Source organism: Pseudomonas bubulae (genome assembly GCF_037023725.1).
In the GTDB taxonomy this organism is placed as follows: Bacteria; Pseudomonadota; Gammaproteobacteria; order Pseudomonadales; family Pseudomonadaceae; genus Aquipseudomonas; species Aquipseudomonas bubulae.
The window spans coordinates 4689581-4707423 of sequence record NZ_CP146077.1 but is presented as its reverse complement, the minus strand read 5'-3'; the positions used below and the strand labels follow the sequence as shown (position 1 = coordinate 4707423).

20 protein-coding genes and 1 pseudogene are annotated in these 17843 nt (G+C 58.3%); 15 read left to right on the top strand and 6 right to left on the bottom strand.

Annotated features, from left to right (window positions below):
* Positions 1–3: 3 nt before the first annotated feature.
* The gene (locus V6L81_RS21650) at positions 4–315 is read left to right on the top strand and encodes a YqfO family protein (protein ID WP_095001241.1); all 312 of its coding nucleotides are present in this window, start codon (positions 4–6) and stop codon (positions 313–315) included.
* Between the two features lie 72 nt (positions 316–387).
* Here V6L81_RS21650 and V6L81_RS21645 read toward each other — a convergent pair whose 3' ends face one another.
* A complete protein-coding gene (locus V6L81_RS21645; RefSeq protein ID WP_095001242.1) occupies positions 388–954 on the bottom strand; it encodes a murein L,D-transpeptidase family protein in 567 nt (188 codons plus the stop codon).
* Between the two features lie 35 nt (positions 955–989).
* Positions 990–1547 carry an NUDIX hydrolase gene (locus V6L81_RS21640; RefSeq protein ID WP_095001243.1) on the bottom strand — a complete coding sequence of 186 codons (558 nt, stop codon included), beginning with the start codon at positions 1545–1547 and terminating at the stop codon, positions 990–992.
* Positions 1548–1692: 145 nt separating this feature from the next.
* Between V6L81_RS21640 and V6L81_RS21635 the strand changes: the two genes are divergently transcribed.
* The 5 genes from V6L81_RS21635 (at position 1693) to purT (ending at position 4973) form a co-directional block, all read left to right on the top strand.
* Positions 1693–2295, top strand: coding sequence for a CoA pyrophosphatase (locus V6L81_RS21635; protein WP_095001244.1), 603 nt, complete (start codon positions 1693–1695; stop codon positions 2293–2295).
* Between the two features lie 40 nt (positions 2296–2335).
* The gene (locus tag V6L81_RS21630; RefSeq protein ID WP_095001245.1) at positions 2336–2860 is read left to right on the top strand and encodes a gamma carbonic anhydrase family protein; all 525 of its coding nucleotides are present in this window, start codon (positions 2336–2338) and stop codon (positions 2858–2860) included.
* The gene (locus V6L81_RS21625; RefSeq protein ID WP_016781908.1) at positions 2857–3066 is read left to right on the top strand and encodes a DUF1289 domain-containing protein; all 210 of its coding nucleotides are present in this window, start codon (positions 2857–2859) and stop codon (positions 3064–3066) included. Before V6L81_RS21630 ends, V6L81_RS21625 begins: the two co-directional genes overlap by 4 nt.
* A 177-nt stretch (positions 3067–3243) precedes the next feature.
* Positions 3244–3705 carry a VUT family protein gene (locus tag V6L81_RS21620; RefSeq protein WP_095018202.1) on the top strand — a complete coding sequence of 154 codons (462 nt, stop codon included), beginning with the start codon at positions 3244–3246 and terminating at the stop codon, positions 3703–3705.
* Positions 3706–3791: 86 nt separating this feature from the next.
* Positions 3792–4973 carry a formate-dependent phosphoribosylglycinamide formyltransferase gene (gene purT / locus V6L81_RS21615; protein ID WP_338660326.1) on the top strand — a complete coding sequence of 394 codons (1182 nt, stop codon included), beginning with the start codon at positions 3792–3794 and terminating at the stop codon, positions 4971–4973.
* A 108-nt stretch (positions 4974–5081) separates the two neighbouring features.
* Here the strand turns inward: purT and V6L81_RS21610 are convergent, their stop codons facing one another.
* From V6L81_RS21610 to V6L81_RS21600, 3 genes and pseudogenes are all read right to left on the bottom strand, one after another.
* A complete protein-coding gene (locus tag V6L81_RS21610; RefSeq protein WP_095024902.1) occupies positions 5082–6398 on the bottom strand; it encodes an MFS transporter in 1317 nt (438 codons plus the stop codon).
* Positions 6399–6655: 257 nt separating this feature from the next.
* Positions 6656–7360: pseudogene (locus V6L81_RS21605) on the bottom strand (transporter associated domain-containing protein); the annotation flags it as partial.
* 186 nt (positions 7361–7546) lie between these two features.
* Entirely contained in the window at positions 7547–8359 is an 813-nt protein-coding gene (locus V6L81_RS21600; protein ID WP_095001249.1) for an inner membrane protein YpjD, read from the bottom strand.
* 208 nt (positions 8360–8567) lie between these two features.
* Here V6L81_RS21600 and ffh point away from each other — a divergent pair, with 208 nt between their 5' ends.
* From ffh to V6L81_RS21570, 6 genes are all read left to right on the top strand, one after another.
* Entirely contained in the window at positions 8568–9944 is a 1377-nt protein-coding gene (ffh, locus tag V6L81_RS21595; protein WP_095001250.1) for a signal recognition particle protein, read from the top strand.
* 249 nt (positions 9945–10193) lie between these two features.
* The gene (gene rpsP / locus V6L81_RS21590; protein ID WP_095001251.1) at positions 10194–10445 is read left to right on the top strand and encodes a 30S ribosomal protein S16; all 252 of its coding nucleotides are present in this window, start codon (positions 10194–10196) and stop codon (positions 10443–10445) included.
* 5 nt (positions 10446–10450) lie between these two features.
* Positions 10451–10990: a ribosome maturation factor RimM gene (gene rimM / locus V6L81_RS21585; RefSeq protein ID WP_048363294.1), complete on the top strand. Its 540-nt coding sequence runs from the start codon at positions 10451–10453 to the stop codon at positions 10988–10990.
* A 2-nt stretch (positions 10991–10992) separates the two neighbouring features.
* Positions 10993–11745 (top strand): tRNA (guanosine(37)-N1)-methyltransferase TrmD, encoded by a 753-nt coding sequence (gene trmD, locus V6L81_RS21580; RefSeq protein ID WP_003440270.1) that lies wholly within the window; start codon positions 10993–10995, stop codon positions 11743–11745.
* Between the two features lie 45 nt (positions 11746–11790).
* The gene (gene rplS / locus V6L81_RS21575; RefSeq protein WP_003440273.1) at positions 11791–12141 is read left to right on the top strand and encodes a 50S ribosomal protein L19; all 351 of its coding nucleotides are present in this window, start codon (positions 11791–11793) and stop codon (positions 12139–12141) included.
* Positions 12142–12238: 97 nt separating this feature from the next.
* A complete protein-coding gene (locus V6L81_RS21570) occupies positions 12239–12652 on the top strand; it encodes an acyl-CoA thioesterase (RefSeq protein WP_095001252.1) in 414 nt (137 codons plus the stop codon).
* A gap of 6 nt (positions 12653–12658) precedes the next feature.
* Here V6L81_RS21570 and V6L81_RS21565 read toward each other — a convergent pair whose 3' ends face one another.
* The gene (locus tag V6L81_RS21565; RefSeq protein ID WP_338660325.1) at positions 12659–14455 is read right to left on the bottom strand and encodes a sodium:proton antiporter; all 1797 of its coding nucleotides are present in this window, start codon (positions 14453–14455) and stop codon (positions 12659–12661) included.
* 120 nt (positions 14456–14575) lie between these two features.
* On the opposite strand from V6L81_RS21565, the gene xerD reads away from it, so the two are divergent.
* From xerD to V6L81_RS21550, 3 genes are all read left to right on the top strand, one after another.
* Positions 14576–15472, top strand: a complete 897-nt coding sequence (xerD, locus tag V6L81_RS21560) for a site-specific tyrosine recombinase XerD (RefSeq protein WP_338660324.1) — start codon at positions 14576–14578, stop codon at positions 15470–15472.
* A gap of 122 nt (positions 15473–15594) precedes the next feature.
* Entirely contained in the window at positions 15595–16326 is a 732-nt protein-coding gene (locus V6L81_RS21555; protein ID WP_095001255.1) for a DsbC family protein, read from the top strand.
* A gap of 136 nt (positions 16327–16462) precedes the next feature.
* Positions 16463–17767, top strand: coding sequence for a homoserine dehydrogenase (locus V6L81_RS21550; protein WP_016781922.1), 1305 nt, complete (start codon positions 16463–16465; stop codon positions 17765–17767).
* The last annotated feature ends 76 nt before the right edge of the window (positions 17768–17843 follow it).

The following is a 17843-nucleotide window of genomic DNA, read 5'->3' as shown; positions in this document are numbered from 1 at the left end:
AGCATGTACAAGCTCAGCTTTTTCGTTCCTCCGAGCCATGTGGACGTGGTCAAGGATGCCGTATTCGCTGCCGGTGGCGGACGGATCGGCAGCTATGACCACTGCGCCTGGCAGACCATGGGCCAGGGCCAGTTTCGCGCGCTGGACGGCAGCCAGCCGTTCATCGGGCAAACTGGTCAGGTCGAGTATGTGGGGGAGTGGAAGGTTGAGCTGGTCGTCGCCGATGATCTGATTCAGGCCGTGGTGGCTGCGCTCAAGCACAGTCACCCGTATGAAACCCCGGCGTACGAAGTGTGGCAACTGGCTGATTTCTAGCCACAAGTCATATGAAAAACCCGCTGAACCGTTACCGGTCAGCGGGTTTTTTGTTGCTCGTATGACAGCTGGCTACGGGCGGATTTCAACCATGGTGCCGTCTGGAACGAGGTTCCACACTTCACGCATTTCGTGGTTTTTCATCGCGATACAACCATCGGTCCAGTCCAGGGTATGGAACAGTTCCTCGGGGTTGTCTTCGCTGTCCGGAGTGCCGTGGATCATGATCATCGAGCCCGGGTTCAGGCCTTCACGCCGGGCCGTGGCAGCGTCGCTGATGTTGGGGTAGTTGATGTGCATCGCCAGGTTGAACTTGTCGCTTTTTTTGCGCCAGTCGACCCAGTAGATGCCCTCGGGAGTGCGTTTGTCCCCTTCGCGTACTTTTGGGCCCTTGGGTTGTTTGCCCAGGGAGATGCGGTAGGTCTTGACCGGTTTGCCGTTGCTGATCAGCTCCAGCTTGCGGGCAGACTTGATGACCAGCACCTTGTCGATATTCTGCCCGGGACGTACCGGAAGCGACGAAGGGGCGGGTTTCAGGACCTGGTTTTTATCAACGGGTTTGCCGTTTACGGTTATGACAACAGAGGCCTGGCAGGTAACGGCAAATGACAGGCATAGAGCAGCGAGCAACCAACGCATTAGAGGAACATTCCTGAGTTACAAGGCAAGCAGCATTATTTTTGGGCGGTCTTCAGGCTGGCCAGCGGTGCTACAGCCTCGCTGCGTACGGGGTAGTGAGCGCCCGGGCGGTCAGCGAAAAAGCATTCTAAGGTACGGCTGACCGTGCGGAAAGCCAGCTCTGACCAAGGGATGTCGACTTCTTCGAACAGGCGCACTTCCAGGCTCTCTTCACCGGCTGCGAAGTTCGGGCCCAGCAGGTCGGCGCGGTAGAAAATATGCACCTGATTGATATGCGGCACATCGATCAGGGTGTAGATGGCCAGGTTCTCAACCACGGCACAGGCTTCCTCCAGGGTTTCGCGTCGGGCCGCGTTTTCAACCGTCTCGCCGTTCTCCATAAAGCCTGCGGGCAGTGTCCAGTAGCCTTTGCGCGGTTCGATGGCGCGACGGCACAGCAGCACTTGTGTGCCCCACACGGGCACGCAACCGGCGACAATATTGGGGTTTTGATAATGAATGGTCTGGCAGTGGTCGCAGACATAGCGCAGGCGCGAATCGCCTTGCGGGATATGCTGGCTGACGGAATGGCCGCACTGGCTACAAAATTTCATGCTGTGGTCTCTGGCTCGTTGCCTATCTTGGGGGCTGAGGTGGGCTCGCGGCAAGTGTGGTCTGGCGGGCTGCGACACTGTAGGACTTGGGTGCCCGGTGCGATTTGGTGCATGATGCCCGATAAGTGCCGGATCGAGATGACCTATGCTGGACGAGCTGCTTGGCCGTGTGAGCCGCTATACCCCACGGACGCTGGAAACAGAACGGAATTACCCGGAAGCTGCGGTGTTGTTGCCGGTCACACGCAGTTCTGAGCCTGAGCTGATTCTCACCCTGCGTGCCAGCGGGTTGTCGACCCACGGTGGTGAAGTGGCTTTTCCGGGCGGTCGCCGCGACCCGGAAGACCCCGACCTGGTGTTCACCGCCCTGCGTGAGGCCGAAGAAGAAATCGGCTTGCCGCCGGGGCTGGTCGAGGTGATCGGGCCGCTGAGCCCCTTGATCTCGTTACACGGTATTCGCGTAACGCCTTATGTCGGTCTGGTCCCGGATTACGTTGAGTATCTGGCCAATGACGCCGAAATCGCCGCGGTATTCAGCGTGCCGCTGGAGTTCTTCCGCCAGGATCCGCGTGAGCACACTCATCGCATCGACTACCAGGGCCGTAGCTGGTACGTGCCGAGCTACCGTTTTGGCGTGTATAAAATCTGGGGGCTGACGGCAATCATGATCGTGGAGCTGATGAACCTGCTCTATGACGACGTCAATATCAACCTGCATACCCCGCCTGAACGTTCCATTCCAATTTAGAGCCGTCAGCAGACGGCCACGCCTGCCTTGAGGACATCCCATGAAATACCGCCTGGGCGACTCGTTCGTCGAAACCCATCCCGAAAGCTGGACCGCACCCAATGCCACCCTGATCGGCAAGGTGCGCCTGGAAGAGGGCGCCAGTGTCTGGTTTAACGCCGTGTTGCGTGGCGATAACGAACTGATCCTGATCGGCAAGCACAGCAATGTGCAAGATGGCGCGGTGATGCATACCGACATGGGCTATCCGCTCACACTTGGCACGGGCGTGACCATCGGTCATAACGCCATGTTGCATGGTTGTACGGTGGGCGATTACAGCCTGATCGGTATCAATGCGGTGATCCTCAATGGCGCGAAAATCGGCAAGCACTGCATCATTGGCGCCAATTCGTTGATTGGCGAAGGTAAGGAAATTCCGGACGGCTCGCTGGTCATGGGGTCGCCGGGCAAGGTGGTACGTGACCTGACGGATGAGCAGAAAAAATTGCTGGAAGCCAGCGCGGCCCACTACGTCAAGAACGGCCAGCGATATGCCCGTGACCTTCAGGTGCAAGAGCAATGACAGAAGCAGAGCGCCCGGTCGCCTCGCCCTGTGTGAATATCTGCGCGCTGGACGACGACGATGTGTGCAGTGGCTGCCAGCGTACCGTGGCGGAAATCACCCGCTGGAGCCGCATGACCAACCCGGAGCGCCGCGAGGTGCTAGTGCTGTGCCATGAGCGGGCCAAAGCCAGTGGTGTGGTGTGGATGTTGGGTTCCGGTAGCTGAAAACGCTTCTTTATTGTGTGAGCGGGCTTGCTCGCGATGCAGGCGCCGCGACCTGTCAGGCAAACTGCGCTGATATCATCGTGAGCAAGCCCGCTCCCGCAGGGGGATGTCGCGGGTACAAAATCGACTGCGACTCAAGTACCCTGTGCGCCTTATTTAGAGGTGTCGCCCGCTGCCATGCTGTTTCTTGTCGCTTATATCGCCAGCGTCGTGCTGATCAACTACGCGTTTTCCACTGCGCCGCACCTGGACATAATCTGGTCAGCCTGGGGTGGCCTGGTGTTTGTATTGCGCGACATGGTGCAAACCCGATTCGGTCACGGTGCCCTGCTGGCCATGCTGGCGGCCCTGGTGTTGTCGTACGTCACCTCCGATCCTTCCATTGCACTGGCCAGCGCCACTGCCTTCGCCGTGTCCGAGTGCATCGACTGGCTGGTCTTCAGCATCACCAAGCGGCCTTTGCATGACCGCTTGTGGATCAGCTCTGCGCTGAGCATCCCGATCGACACCTTTATCTTCTTCGGCATGATCGATGCCTTCACCCCTGGCGTGATCATTACCGCCATGGCCTCGAAATTCGCCGGCGTCACCTGCGTATGGCTGGCAATGGCCTGGCGTTTGCGCAAAGCCTCGGTCTAGTCATGTAAAATGCCGGCCTTTGTATCCCCCTGCAGGCGCTGGCTTGGTCAGTGCCTTCGATGATTTTGTTTCCTTGAGGACCTGAAATGACCCGTATCGGAACTCCACTGTCGCCCACTGCGACCCGCGTCATGTTGTGTGGCTGCGGTGAGCTGGGCAAAGAAGTTGTCATCGAATTGCAGCGCCTGGGGGTCGAAGTGATCGCCGTCGATCGCTACGCCAATGCACCTGCCATGCAGGTTGCCCATCGCAGTCATGTGATCAACATGCTTGACGGCGCCGCCCTGCGTGCCGTCATCGAAGCCGAAAAGCCGCATTTCATCGTTCCGGAAATCGAAGCCATCGCCACCGCCACCCTGGTGGAGCTGGAAGCTGAAGGTTTCACCGTTATTCCAACGGCGCGTGCCACGTCGTTGACCATGAACCGCGAAGGCATTCGTCGCCTGGCAGCCGAAGAGCTGGACCTGCCAACCTCGCCGTACCATTTTGCCGACACCTTTGAAGACTACAGCGCCGCCGTGCTGGATCTGGGCTTCCCGTGCGTGGTCAAGCCGGTGATGAGTTCGTCAGGCAAGGGCCAGAGCCTGCTGCGCAGTGCTGAGGAGGTAAAGGCTGCGTGGGACTACGCGCAGGAAGGCGGTCGTGCGGGCAAGGGTCGGGTCATTATCGAAGGCTTTATCGACTTCGATTACGAAATTACTTTGCTGACCGTGCGCCATATTGGCGGTACCACGTTCTGCGCACCGGTTGGTCACCGACAGGAGAAGGGCGATTACCAGGAATCCTGGCAGCCACAGGCCATGAGCCCGATTGCTCTGGCCGAGTCCGAGCGTGTCGCCAAGGCTGTTACTGAAGCGCTGGGTGGTCGTGGTCTGTTTGGCGTTGAGTTGTTTATCAAGGGCGATCAGGTGTGGTTCAGCGAAGTGTCGCCGCGCCCGCACGATACCGGCCTGGTGACATTGATTTCTCAGGATCTGTCGCAGTTCGCATTGCATGCTCGCGCCATTCTCGGCCTGCCGATTCCATTGATTCGTCAGTTCGGGCCATCGGCTTCGGCGGTGATTCTGGTGGAAGGCCAGTCGACCCGGACGGCATTCGCCAACCTGGGTGCTGCCCTGAGCGAACCGGACACCGCATTGCGCCTGTTCGGCAAGCCAGAGGTCAACGGCCAGCGTCGCATGGGCGTGGCCCTGGCTCGCGATGAGTCGATTGAAGCAGCTCGCGCCAAAGCGACCCGCGCGGCCAAGGCAGTAGTTGTAGAGCTGTAAAAACCATTGTGGGAGCGGGCTAGCTCACGATTCAATTGCCCCGGTACATCTGATGTACCGAGGCGTTGCAATCGCGAGCAAGCCCGCTCCCACAGGTTAAGTGTTTCTTCAAGCTACCTTGTTCAGGTCAGCCTCTCTCGTTTCCTTCAGGCACAGTACGGCAATCAGGCTGAGAATCGCTGCGCCCGACACGTACCCGCCTACCCAGCTCAACCCCCCCATGCTCACCAGCTTTTGCGCAAAAAAAGGTGCAGCGGAAGCTCCGACAATGCCACCCAGATTGTAAGCCGCCGACGCGCCGGTATAGCGCACGCGGGTCGGGAACAGTTCAGGGAGCAGGGCACCCATCGGGGCAAAGGTCACGCCCATCAAAAACAGCTCGATGCACAGGAACAGCGCCACACCCCAGGTGGTGCCGTGGGTGAGCAGAGGCTCCATCAGAAAACCTGACAAGATCGCCAGCACGCCACCGACTATCAGCACCGGCTTGCGTCCATAACGGTCACTGGCCCAGGCCGACAGAGGTGTGGCCGCCGCCATGAACAGCACGGCAAAACACAGCAGGCCGAGGAAGGTTTCGCGGGTATAGCCCAGGGTGGCGACGCCATAGCTCAGGGAAAACACTGTCGAGATATAGAACAGTGCGTAACACACCACCATCGAAGCGGCGCCCAGCAGCATCGGTGCCCAGTATTGGCTGAAGAGTTCGACGATGGGCATTTTCACCCGCTCGTGCTGTGCTACGGCCTTGGCAAACACCGGTGTCTCTTCCAGCTTCAGGCGTACATACAGACCCACCATCACCAGCGCTGCGCTAAGCAGGAAGGGGATGCGCCAGCCCCAGGAGCGGAACTGCTCATCGCTCAGGCTCATGGCCAGAATCAGAAACAGGCCATTGGCCGCCAGAAAACCGATCGAAGGCCCCAGTTGCGGAAACATGCCATACCAGGCGCGCTTGCCCTTGGGGGCGTTCTCGGTGGCCAGCAATGCCGCGCCGCCCCATTCGCCACCCAACCCCAGGCCCTGGCCGAAGCGCAGCACGCACAGCAGGATCGGGGCCCAGGCGCCGATCGTGGCGTAGCCCGGCAGCACCCCGATCAATGTGGTGCACACGCCCATCAGTAGTAGTGAGGCCACCAGGGTGGATTTACGTCCGATGCGGTCACCGAAGTGGCCAAACAGGAATGAGCCCAGCGGGCGGGCGAGAAAGGCGATGCCGAAGGTCAGAAACGCCGACAGCATTTGTGCGGTACCGGATGTCTGCGGAAAAAATACCGGGCCTATCACCAGTGCAGCGGCGGTGGCATACACATAAAAGTCGTAGAACTCGATGGCCGTGCCAATAAAGCTGGCCGTGGCGACGCGGGTGGCGGAGTTGGCCGGCTTGTCGGGCGTAGCTTCGCTATAGGTTGTGCTGGAGGTCATGCGTATATCCCTGACAGTTATGAGCCCTGTGCCGATGTCCGCTTTGGCGGTGCGACATGGCGAGCAATTTTTATGGTCGTTGGCCCTGAGGGATAACAGGGTGCAAGCGCAGTTCAGGATGGGAACGTACGCAGGTACTGCGTCATACAACGCGCCGACAGCGCTGGGTGCGGGTAACACGCGTGTTGGCGAGGCTTGGGTAAGCGATGATGATTATAGGGAGGCCCGCTCAAATGTAACAAGACCTTGCGCGGCGATTAAACCGCGGGCTTGACGCTGTTGTGCCAGATCAGTACGCGGCTGACGCGGTTTTCTTCGGTCTGGAGGATCTCCAGGCGATAGCCGCCGATTTTCAGGCACACGGTAGTCTCGGGGATGGTTTCCAGCGCTTCGGTGACCAGGCCATTGAGGGTTTTCGGGCCGTCGCAGGGCAGGTGCCAGCCCAGGGCCTTGTTCAGCTCGCGAATGGAGGCTGCACCATCGACAACATAACGGCCGTCGGGCAGGGGGTCGATATGGGGGTTATCGATATTCTGCTCGTCTTCGAACTCGCCGACGATCTCTTCGAGGATGTCCTCAAGCGTCACGATGCCAAGCACTTCGCCGTATTCATCGACCACCACGCCCAGGCGGCGCTGCTGCTTGTGGAAGTTAAGGAGTTGCAGTTGCAGCGGGGTGCTTTCGGGGATGAAGTAAGGTTCGTGGCAAACGGCCAGCAGTGCTTCTTTGGTCAGGCTGGCGTCGGGCAGCATGTGCTGGATGTGGCGGGTATTGAGGATGGCTTCGACCTGGTTGATGTCGTTGTGAAACACCGGCAGGCGTGTGCGCGAGGTCTGGCGCAACTGCTCAATCAGGTCTTCGATCGGGTCGTCGAGGTTCAGGCCTTCGACTTCGTTGCGCGGGATCAGGATATCGTTGACCGTGATGTTGTCCAGCGCATGGATGCCTGATAGCAGGGCCGGACGGCTGTTGGGCTGCTCGTCCTGTTGCTGGGGAGCCTCCTCTCGCAGCTGCTGGGCGTTGGTGCGCCTGGCGCGGGCACTGCTTTTGCCCAGTATAAAGCCGATAAATACAGCGGCTCCTGCGATCAATAGTGCCGAAATTGTTAGAATCGGCCCAGGGGGCAAGCTATCCATAATTATCGCCCGTCAGATATGCAGAATGTATTCACGAACCAGCTTGCTGCCAAAGTAGGCCAGCATCAGCAGGCAAAAACCGGCAAAGGTCCAGCGGATGGCCTTGTGACCGCGCCAGCCGAGGTGGTGACGGCCCCACAGCAACACGCTGAATACGATCCAGGCCAGGCAGGCCAGCAGGGTCTTGTGCACCAGGTGCTGGGCGAACAGGTTGCCCAGAAACAGCCAACCGGAAACCAGGGACAGCGAAAGCAGCGACCAGCCGGCCCAGAGAAAGCCGAAGAGCAGGCTTTCCATGGTTTGCAGTGGCGGGAAGTTCTTGATCAGGCCCTTGGGATGCTTGTGCTTGAGCTGATAGTTCTGCAGCGACAGCAACAGCGCCTGGAACACCGCAATGGTGAACATGCCATAGGCAAGAATCGACAGCAGGATATGCGCGAGTATGCCTGGCTCTTCATTAATGACCTGAACCGTGCCGGGCGGGGCGAATTCGGACAGCAGTACTGTCAGCATGCCCAGCGGGTATAAAAGCAGCAGCAGGTTCTCGACCGGTATGCGGGCGCAGGCCGCCAGGGTCACGGTAATCACGGCCACGGCAATCAGGCTGGCTGCACTGAAGAAGTCCAGTTCAAGGCCTGCAGGCGTCATCAGGTGGGTGAACAGGCTGGCGGCGTGGGCAAGTACGGCAAGAATGCCGAGCGTCACCAACAGGCGTTTGTTTGCCTTTGCGCCCTGGCGCAGACAAGAGCCCTGATAGAAGGTCGCAGCGGCATACAAGCAGGCGGCGGCGAGGCTGGGTAGCAAACTGGGTGACAAGGGGAGCATAAATCCTGTTAGGCAAGCCCGAAAGGACTGAGTTTGGCATACAACCGCCTGTGCACGAAAGACCACATAAGCCGACGGCATGGTGTCGGACACGGCCAGTCTTCGCTATAATCCGCGACCTGCCCACGCCGCAGGCTCGCCGAGCATCAGTTTTACACGGGCTGGGCCGCAATAACCCCGGTCTACTTTGGGCCTGAAAGGATCGCGCATGTTTGAAAATTTAACCGACCGTCTTTCGCAGACGCTGCGCCATGTCACCGGCAAGGCCAAGCTGACCGAAGACAATATCAAAGACACCCTGCGTGAAGTACGCATGGCGTTGCTGGAAGCCGACGTGGCTTTGCCAGTGGTCAAAGACTTCGTCGCTGCGGTCAAAGAGCGCGCTGTCGGCACTGAAGTGTCGCGCAGCCTGACGCCGGGCCAGGCGTTTGTAAAAATTGTTCAGGCTGAACTTGAAAGCCTGATGGGCGCTGCCAACGAGGACCTGGTCCTTAATGTCACGCCGCCAGCCGTTGTATTGATGGCCGGTTTGCAGGGCGCTGGTAAAACCACGACTGCCGGCAAGCTGGCGCGCTTCCTTAAAGAGCGCAAAAAGAAAACTGTGATGGTGGTCTCGGCCGACGTTTATCGTCCGGCTGCGATCAAACAGCTCGAAACCCTGGCCAATGAAGTCGGTGTAACCTTCTTCCCGTCCGACCTTAGCCAGAAGCCGGTAGACATCGCTCGCGCCGCCATTGCGGAAGCCAAGCTGAAGTTCATCGACGTGGTCATCCTCGATACCGCAGGTCGCCTGCATATCGATGCCGAGATGATGACCGAGATCCAGGAGCTGCACGCGGCCGTCAAGCCGGCAGAAACCCTGTTTGTCGTCGACGCCATGACTGGCCAGGATGCGGCCAACACCGCCAAGGCGTTCGGTGATGCATTGCCGCTGACCGGGGTGATCCTGACCAAGGTCGACGGTGATGCCCGGGGTGGTGCGGCGTTGTCCGTGCGAGCCATTACCGGCAAGCCGATCAAGTTCATCGGTATGGGTGAGAAGAGCGATGCGCTCGAGCCGTTCCACCCGGATCGTATCGCTTCGCGCATCCTCGGCATGGGCGACGTGCTCAGCCTGATCGAGCAGGCCGAACAGACCCTCGATAAAGACAAAGCCGACAAACTGGCTAAAAAGCTTAAAAAAGGCAAAGGCTTCGATCTCGAAGACTTCCGTGACCAGCTGCAACAGATGAAGAACATGGGTGGCCTTGGCGGCCTCATGGACAAACTGCCGAACATGGGTGGTGTCAATCTGGCGCAAATGGGCAATGCCCAGGGCGCAGCTGAGAAACAGTTCAAGCAGATGGAAGCCATCATCAACTCCATGACCCCGGCCGAGCGCCGCGACCCTGAGCTGATCAGCGGTTCGCGCAAACGCCGGATTGCCATGGGCTCCGGCACTCAGGTGCAGGACATCGGCCGCTTGATCAAGCAGCACAAGCAGATGCAAAAGATGATGAAAAAATTCTCCACCAAAGGTGGGATGGCGAAAATGATGCGCGGCATGGGCTCGATGATGCCCGGCGGCGGCATGCCAAAAATGTAATTTACCCGCCCGGACGCTTGCGTCCGGGCAACTCGCAGCAATGCGAGACACCCGGCAAACCCGCACTGTGCGGGAGCTGACCTGTCACCATTCGTGGTGACCTAGTTGCAAGTCTGTACGGCATGCCGATAGGCGCCAGAAAAAGACATTTGCAAAAGTCCGGATATTCCTTAGAATATGCGGCCTTTCGGGCACCTATGCCCGCTGTGCCTTTAGATTTGCAGCACCGACTACAGGAACGATGTTCACATGCTAACAATCCGTCTTGCCCTTGGCGGCTCCAAAAAGCGCCCGTTTTACCACTTGACCGTTACCGACAGCCGTAACCCACGTGACGGTTCCCACAAGGAACAAATTGGTTTCTTCAACCCGGTTGCCCGTGGTCAGGAAATCCGTTTCTCCGTTAAAGAAGACCGCCTCGCCTACTGGCTGAGCGTTGGTGCTCAACTGTCTGAGCGTGTTGCTCAGCTGGTTAAAGAAAACGCTAAGGCTGCGGCCTGAGCAATATGAGCGTGACGCCTGAAACTGCTGATGATTTGATCGTTATCGGCAAAATCTACTCGATTCACGGCGTGCGCGGCGAAGTGAAGGTTTATTCCTTTACGGATCCAATTGATAACCTGTTGGACTACAAAAAACTGACGCTTCGGCGCGGTAATGATGTACGACAGGCAGAGCTGGTCAGTGGCCGTTCTCATAACGGCAAGTTTCTGGTTGTAAAGCTCAAGGGTCTCGATGACCGTGATGAAGCTGGTCTTCTTCGTGAATTCGAAATCTGCGTGCCGCGTAACCTGTTTCCTGAGCTGACCGACGGCGAGTACTACTGGTACCAGCTGCAGGGACTGAAAGTGACCAACCTTGAAGGGCAATTGCTCGGCAAGATTGTTGACCTGATGGAAACTGGCTCGAACGATGTCATGGAAGTCAAACCTTGCCCAGGTAGCCTGGATGATCGTGATCGCTTGTTGCCCTATACAGAGCAATGCGTGTTGAGCGTCGACCTTGCAGCTGGCGAGATGAAGGTGGATTGGGATGCGGACTTCTAAGCGTGGCTAAATTGCGCGTAGAAGTGATCAGTTTGTTTCCCGAAATGTTTTCCGCCATCAGCGACTACGGCATCACTAGTCGTGCGGTGAAACAAGGGCTCTTGCAGCTGACTTGTTGGAACCCGCGAGACTACACAACGGATCGGCATCACACTGTGGATGATCGCCCATTTGGCGGTGGTCCGGGCATGGTGATGAAGATCAAGCCTCTGGAAGATGCACTGGTTCAGGCCAGAGAAGCAGCCGGAGAGGCGGCGAAGGTGATTTACCTGTCGCCCCAAGGCCGTCAACTGAATCAGTCGGCGGTACGCGAGCTGGCGAATGAGGAAGCATTAATCCTTATTGCAGGTCGTTATGAAGGCATTGACGAGCGTTTTATAGACGCTTATGTCGATGAAGAGTGGTCAATTGGTGACTATGTACTCTCTGGTGGCGAGCTGCCGGCGATGGTTCTGATTGATGCGGTTACACGACTGCTGCCTGGAGCTTTAGGGCATGCGGACTCCGCGGAGGAAGATTCCTTCACGGATGGTCTGCTGGATTGCCCGCACTACACCCGACCGGAGGTGTATGCGGATCAGCGTGTTCCCGACGTATTGCTTAGTGGCAATCATGCACACATCCGGCGTTGGCGTTTACAGCAGTCCCTTGGGCGGACCTTTGAACGACGCGCCGATCTTCTGGAAAGCCGCTCGCTTTCTGGAGAAGAGAAGAAGCTGCTCGAGGAATACATCCGCGAGCGGGACGATAGTTAACAACGTATCGATGGTAGATCAGTTGATCTACCTTAGGAGCACAGCATGACTAACAAAATCATCCTTGCACTCGAAGCAGAGCAGATGACTAAAGAGATCCCTCCTTTTGCCCCGGGCGACACCATTGTCGTTCAGGTGAAAGTGAAGGAAGGCGATCGTTCGCGTCTGCAAGCTTTCGAAGGTGTAGTGATTGCCAAGCGTAACCGTGGCGTGAACAGTGCTTTCACTGTTCGTAAAATCTCCAACGGTGTTGGCGTAGAGCGTACTTTCCAGACCTACAGCCCGCAAATCGACAGCATGGCTGTTAAGCGTCGCGGTGACGTGCGTAAAGCCAAGCTGTACTACCTGCGCGACCTGTCGGGTAAAGCAGCTCGCATCAAGGAAAAACTGGCTTAAGTCCAGCTTCCCGATGCAGAAAAAAGCAGCCTTCGGGCTGCTTTTTTGTTGCCTGAGATTTGTCAGACCTTTGTCCAGTTGTAGGTAGTAAGAAAGCATGACTTCGCGTGAGCAAGAGATTCAACGCCGTACCGACCTCTCCGTTACCCGTATTACCAAAGCGGTATTCCCCTCTACCACCAATCACCACAACACCCTGTTTGGCGGCACCGCGCTGGCGTGGATGGACGAAGTTTCGTTTATTGCCGCAACGCGTTTTTGTCGTCTGCCGTTGGTGACTGTGTCCACGGACCGTATTGATTTCAACCATCCGATCGCGGCTGGCTCCATCGTTGAGCTGGTGGGGCGTGTGGTTAAAGTTGGCAACACCAGCCTCAAGGTTGAGGTCGAGGTGTATGTCGAAAGCATGAGCTGCGATGGTCGCGAACTGGCGATCCAGGGCTTGTTCAGCTTTGTCGCCATCGATGATGACAAGCGCCCGGTACCGGTGTTGCCAGGGTTTGCCTCGTAACAGCTGCTACGGGTGCCTGATCAACGCCAGCAGCGTCCACCCGGAGCCTGGTTTCAATTCACTGTCAGGTGTCACTACATGCACCCAGCCAGTGTTGTCGCGGGCGAAGAGCAGGGTGACGCGCTTGCCATGCAGGGCCAGGTAGTCCGCCCAGGTGAAGTTGTCGGTCAGTGTGGTGCTGTACAGCTCGGCTCCCTGGCTCAACTCACTGGCGAGCTGGCCGTAGGTCAGCGCCGGGTTGCCCAGGGCTTGACCGCGGTACTCGTGGCTGGCGCGATGCTTGTCAGTGCGGCGAATTTCCTGGCCATTGGTCAGTGTAAACAAGCGCTGCAGCCCGAACTCGTGATGAAAGCGTGCCGCTGCCAGGGTATTCAACTCGCCAGAGGGTGACAGTGCGAGCAAATGCCCCAGCCCCACCAGATCCAGGTGACTCTCGGCATGCTCTGAAGCCGGATTGCCAAAGTAAGTGGGCAAGTTGTCCATGCGCGCGGCGCGAATGTGTTCCCAGTTGGAATCGGTTAGCAGTACGCGGCTGCCCAGTTGCTGCAATGCCTTGCCAATAACCCGGGCCGGGCCATTGGCGCCAACGATCAAAAAACCGCTGGGGGCCGGCTCCGCCACTTTGAGCAGGCGGGCCAGGGGCCGTGCCGTCGCGCTTTGCAGCACCACCGTACCGATGATCACTGCAAAGGTCAGGGGCACCAGTAGCAGCGCGCCGTCATGGCCTGCTTCGTCCAGGCGGATCGCAAAAATTGCTGAAACGGCTGCCGCGACGATCCCGCGTGGGGCGATCCAGGCGAGCAAGGCGCGTTCGCGCCAGTTCAGTTTTGAGCCAAAGGTCGAAATCACCACGTTCAGCGGCCGGGCGATAAATTGAATAATCAGCAGCAACACCAGCACCACAGGCCCCAGGCCGATCATGGCGTTCAAGTCCAGGCGCGCCGCCAGCAGGATAAACAGCCCCGAGATCAGGAAGATGCTCAGGTTTTCCTTGAAGTGCAGGATGTTGCGTACATCCACCCCCTTCATATTGGCCATCCACATGCCCATCAAGGTGACCGCCAGCAGTCCGGACTCATGCATCACCGTATTGGCGCCAATAAATACGCCCAGCACTGCTGCCAGCGTGGCCAGGCTGTGCAGGTACTCCGGCAGCCATTGGCGGCGTACGATCTGCCCCATGATCCAGCCACCTACAATGCCGAACAAGCTGCCGCATACAATCACCCCGGCAAAGGTCAGCAGGCTGTGGCTCAGGCCCTCGCCCGTGGCGCTGGCGATGATAAAGCTGTAGACCACCACCGCCAGCAGCGCGCCAATCGGGTCGATGACAATGCCTTCCCAGCGCAGGATATTGGCAATCGATGCCTTGGGCCGTACTACGCGCAGCATCGGCACAATCACCGAAGGCCCGGTGACCAGTGTCAGCGTGCCGAACAGCAAGGCCAGAAGCCAGTCAAAGCCCAGTAGCCAATGGGTCGCCAAGGTGATCACGGCCCAGGTCGAGAGCGCACCGATAGTGACCAGCCGATGGACCACAGTGCCGATTTCGCGCCACTCGGACAAATGCAGGGTCAGGCTGCCTTCAAACAGAATCAGCGCCACCGCCAGTGAGACCAGCGGCATCAGCAGCGGGCCGAACAATTCTTGCGGGTCCAGCCAGCCCAATACCGGGCCGACCAGGATCCCGCTCAACAGCAGAAACAGGATGGCCGGCAGCTTCAGTCGCCAGGCCAGCCACTGTGAGCCCAGGGCAGCGATGCCGATGCCGCCGAAAGACAGCAAAATCTGTTGTTCGGTCATAAGGTCATCCTGTGAAAACTTGGGGTTTATGGCATCCGCCAGCCATGAAAGACTAGCGCTCACTTTTGCAATTCACTTTATATTTGTGCGCAGCCTCCGGCCTGTGCGTTTCGAGAGCCAATGCCCGCTATAGACGACCCACTTATCGACCGTTTTCTGGATGCCCTGTGGCTGGAAAAAGGCCTGTCGGACAACACCCGCGGTGCTTATCGCAGTGACCTGGCCTTATTCAATGGCTGGTTGCAGGAGCGCGGTATCGCTATGGCCAGCGCCGGGCGCGAGTTGATCCTCGATCACCTCGCCTGGCGCCTGGAGCAGGGCTACAAGCCTCGCTCGACTGCGCGCTTGCTCTCAGGTTTGCGTGGCTTTTATCGTTATCTGCTGCGAGAAAACCTGATTGCCGTCGACCCTACCTTGCAGGTCGATATGCCGCAGTTGGGCAGGCCATTACCCAAGTCCCTGTCAGAGGCAGACGTAGAAGCGCTGCTCGCCGCCCCTGATCTGAGTGAGGCCATCGGCCAGCGTGATCGGGCCATGCTTGAAGTACTGTATGCCTGTGGCCTGCGCGTAACCGAATTGATCAGCCTGACCCTGGAGCAGGTCAACCTGCGCCAGGGCGTTTTGCGCGTGATGGGCAAGGGCAGCAAGGAACGCCTGGTGCCGATGGGGGAGGAGGCCATCGTCCGGGTCGAGCGCTACATGCGCGATGCCCGGCATGAGCTGCTGGGCGGTCGCCCCAGTGATGTGCTGTTTCCCAGTCAGCGCGGTGAACAGATGACCCGCCAGACCTTCTGGCATCGCATCAAGCATCAGGCCAGGGTGGCCGGGATCAACAAGTCGCTGTCGCCACATACCTTGCGCCATGCCTTCGCCACCCATTTGCTCAATCACGGCGCCGATTTGCGTGTGGTGCAAATGCTGCTGGGGCACAGCGACCTCTCGACGACACAGATTTACACCCATGTTGCCCGTGCCCGACTGCAGGACCTGCATGCCCTCCATCACCCGCGTGGCTAGTCGGAGTCGGTCATGCAGGCCATCTGTGGTAGGCTTTGCCGGTTTAGAAAGCGCGCCGCCCAAACCCGTTGTTTCAGGACGGGTATCGGGGTTGGCAGCTTTGCCCGTCTTCAGGAGTTCCCATGCGTGTGATCCAGATTTTCGCCGCCGCAGCCATTGCGTTGGTCAGCACCTTCTCGTTCGCCGATACCGGCGCCGAACAAGCAATCCGCAAGAGCCTCGAAACCCTGCAACTGGATGTGCCGGTCGAGAGCATCAGTGCCAGCCCCATGGCCGGCCTGTATGAAGTCAAGCTCAAGGGCAGCCGCGTGCTGTATGCCAGTGCCGATGGCCAGTTCATCGTTCAGGGCTACATGTTCCAGCTCAAGGACGGCAAGCCGGTGAACCTGACCGAGCAGGCCGAACGTGTTGGCGTGGCCAAGTTGATTAATGGCATTCCGGTGGCAGAGACCGTCGTTTACCCTGCCATCGGCGAAACCAAGTCCCATATCACGGTATTTACCGACACCACTTGCCCGTATTGCCACAAATTGCATGCCGAAGTCCCGCAACTGAACAAGATGGGGATTGAAGTGCGCTATGTTGCGTTCCCGCGTCAGGGCCTCGGCTCACCGGGTGACCAGCAGCTGCAGGCGGTGTGGTGTTCCAAGGATAAAAAAACGGCGATGGACAAGATGACTGATGGTAAAACCGTCGAGGCGCCAAAATGCGCCAATCCGGTTGCCAAGCAGTTCGCCATGGGCCAGTCCATCGGCGTCAATGGCACGCCAGCCATCGTTTTGGCTGACGGTCAGGTGATTCCGGGTTATCAGCCTGCTGCGCAGGTTGGCAAGCTGGCACTCAGTGTTAAATAATCCAGTGTCGTCACGATAAGCCTGTGACGATCATGGCGGGGCAGTTCAGTTGCCCGGCCATTAATAGAGAACCGTGGCAATCCACGGTTGTTTTTCACGGCCGACCTTGAGTCGGCCGTTTTATGGGGAGTTCAGCGTGAATCCGGTCAAAGTAGGTATCTGTGGGCTCGGGACCGTCGGTGGCGGCACCTTCAACGTACTAAAGCGTAACGCCGAGGAGATTGCCCGCCGTGCCGGGCGTGGTATCCAGGTTGCGCAAATTGCAATGCGTACGCCAAACCCTCAGTGCGACATTACCGGTACCCCCATTACCAACGATGTATTCGCTGTTGCGACCAACCCTGAAATCGACATTGTTATCGAGCTGATTGGTGGTTACACCATCGCCCGTGAACTGGTGCTCAAGGCCATCGAAAACGGCAAGCATGTCGTGACCGCGAACAAGGCGCTGATTGCCGTTCACGGTAATGAAATCTTCGCCAAAGCCCAGGAAAAGGGCGTGATCGTGGCGTTCGAAGCGGCCGTTGCAGGCGGTATCCCGGTGATCAAGGCGATCCGTGAAGGTCTCTCGGCCAATCGTATCAACTGGGTGGCGGGCATCATCAACGGTACCGGTAACTTCATCCTCACCGAAATGCGCGAAAAAGGCCGTACGTTCGAAGACGTGCTGGCTGAAGCACAAGCGCTGGGTTATGCCGAGGCAGACCCGACGTTTGACGTTGAAGGTATCGATGCGGCGCACAAGCTGACCATTCTGGCGTCGATTGCTTTCGGTATCCCGTTGCAGTTCGACAAGGCCTACACCGAAGGCATCACCAAGCTGACAACCGCTGATGTGAATTACGCAGAGGCGCTGGGTTATCGCATCAAGCATCTGGGTGTTGCACGCAGCACGGCCAACGGCATCGAGTTGCGGGTTCACCCGACGCTGATTCCGGCTGACCGCCTGATCGCCAACGTCAACGGCGTAATGAACGCAGTCATGGTCAACGGTGACGCTGCCGGTTCGACCCTGTTCTATGGTGCTGGCGCCGGTATGGAACCAACGGCTTCGTCCGTGGTTGCCGACCTGGTAGACGTGGTGCGTGCCATGACCAGCGACCCGGAAAACCGCGTACCGCACCTGGCCTTCCAGCCGGATCTGCTCTCCGACCATCCGATCCTGCCGATCGAAGCGTGCGAAAGCGCCTACTACCTGCGCATCCAGGCCAAAGATCACCCGGGCGTATTGGCCCAGGTGGCGAGCATCTTGTCCGAGCGCGGCATCAACATCGAATCGATCATGCAGAAAGAAGTCGAAGAGCATGACGGCCTGGTGCCAATGATCCTGTTGACCCATCGGGTAATTGAACAGCACATCAACGATGCCATTGCCGCGCTTGAAGCATTGCAGGGCGTTGTGGGTCCGGTCGTTCGCATCCGCGTTGAGCATCTTAATTAATTAAGAGCGGCAAGCGGCAGCGGCAAGCGGCAAGCAAGAGCACATCGGCTTTTACTTGTTGCCTGGCGCTAAACCG

What these genes read in the sequence shown, in the direction of transcription:
- rpsP (WP_095001251.1), top strand. Translation starts at nt 10,194, where the DNA reads ATGCTAACAATCCGTCTTGCCCTTGGCGGCTCCAAAAAGCGCCCGTTT.
- V6L81_RS21640 (WP_095001243.1), bottom strand. Translation starts at nt 1,547, where the DNA reads ATGAAATTTTGTAGCCAGTGCGGCCATTCCGTCAGCCAGCATATCCCG.
- V6L81_RS21645 (WP_095001242.1), bottom strand. Translation starts at nt 954, where the DNA reads ATGCGTTGGTTGCTCGCTGCTCTATGCCTGTCATTTGCCGTTACCTGC.
- xerD (WP_338660324.1), top strand. Translation starts at nt 14,576, where the DNA reads ATGCCCGCTATAGACGACCCACTTATCGACCGTTTTCTGGATGCCCTG.
- V6L81_RS21610 (WP_095024902.1), bottom strand. Translation starts at nt 6,398, where the DNA reads ATGACCTCCAGCACAACCTATAGCGAAGCTACGCCCGACAAGCCGGCC.
- purT (WP_338660326.1), top strand. Translation starts at nt 3,792, where the DNA reads ATGACCCGTATCGGAACTCCACTGTCGCCCACTGCGACCCGCGTCATG.
- V6L81_RS21625 (WP_016781908.1), top strand. Translation starts at nt 2,857, where the DNA reads ATGACAGAAGCAGAGCGCCCGGTCGCCTCGCCCTGTGTGAATATCTGC.
- rplS (WP_003440273.1), top strand. Translation starts at nt 11,791, where the DNA reads ATGACTAACAAAATCATCCTTGCACTCGAAGCAGAGCAGATGACTAAA.
- V6L81_RS21630 (WP_095001245.1), top strand. Translation starts at nt 2,336, where the DNA reads ATGAAATACCGCCTGGGCGACTCGTTCGTCGAAACCCATCCCGAAAGC.
- V6L81_RS21635 (WP_095001244.1), top strand. Translation starts at nt 1,693, where the DNA reads ATGCTGGACGAGCTGCTTGGCCGTGTGAGCCGCTATACCCCACGGACG.
- V6L81_RS21570 (WP_095001252.1), top strand. Translation starts at nt 12,239, where the DNA reads ATGACTTCGCGTGAGCAAGAGATTCAACGCCGTACCGACCTCTCCGTT.
- rimM (WP_048363294.1), top strand. Translation starts at nt 10,451, where the DNA reads ATGAGCGTGACGCCTGAAACTGCTGATGATTTGATCGTTATCGGCAAA.
- V6L81_RS21620 (WP_095018202.1), top strand. Translation starts at nt 3,244, where the DNA reads ATGCTGTTTCTTGTCGCTTATATCGCCAGCGTCGTGCTGATCAACTAC.
- V6L81_RS21565 (WP_338660325.1), bottom strand. Translation starts at nt 14,455, where the DNA reads ATGACCGAACAACAGATTTTGCTGTCTTTCGGCGGCATCGGCATCGCT.
- V6L81_RS21555 (WP_095001255.1), top strand. Translation starts at nt 15,595, where the DNA reads ATGCGTGTGATCCAGATTTTCGCCGCCGCAGCCATTGCGTTGGTCAGC.
- V6L81_RS21650 (WP_095001241.1), top strand. Translation starts at nt 4, where the DNA reads ATGTACAAGCTCAGCTTTTTCGTTCCTCCGAGCCATGTGGACGTGGTC.
- ffh (WP_095001250.1), top strand. Translation starts at nt 8,568, where the DNA reads ATGTTTGAAAATTTAACCGACCGTCTTTCGCAGACGCTGCGCCATGTC.
- V6L81_RS21600 (WP_095001249.1), bottom strand. Translation starts at nt 8,359, where the DNA reads ATGCTCCCCTTGTCACCCAGTTTGCTACCCAGCCTCGCCGCCGCCTGC.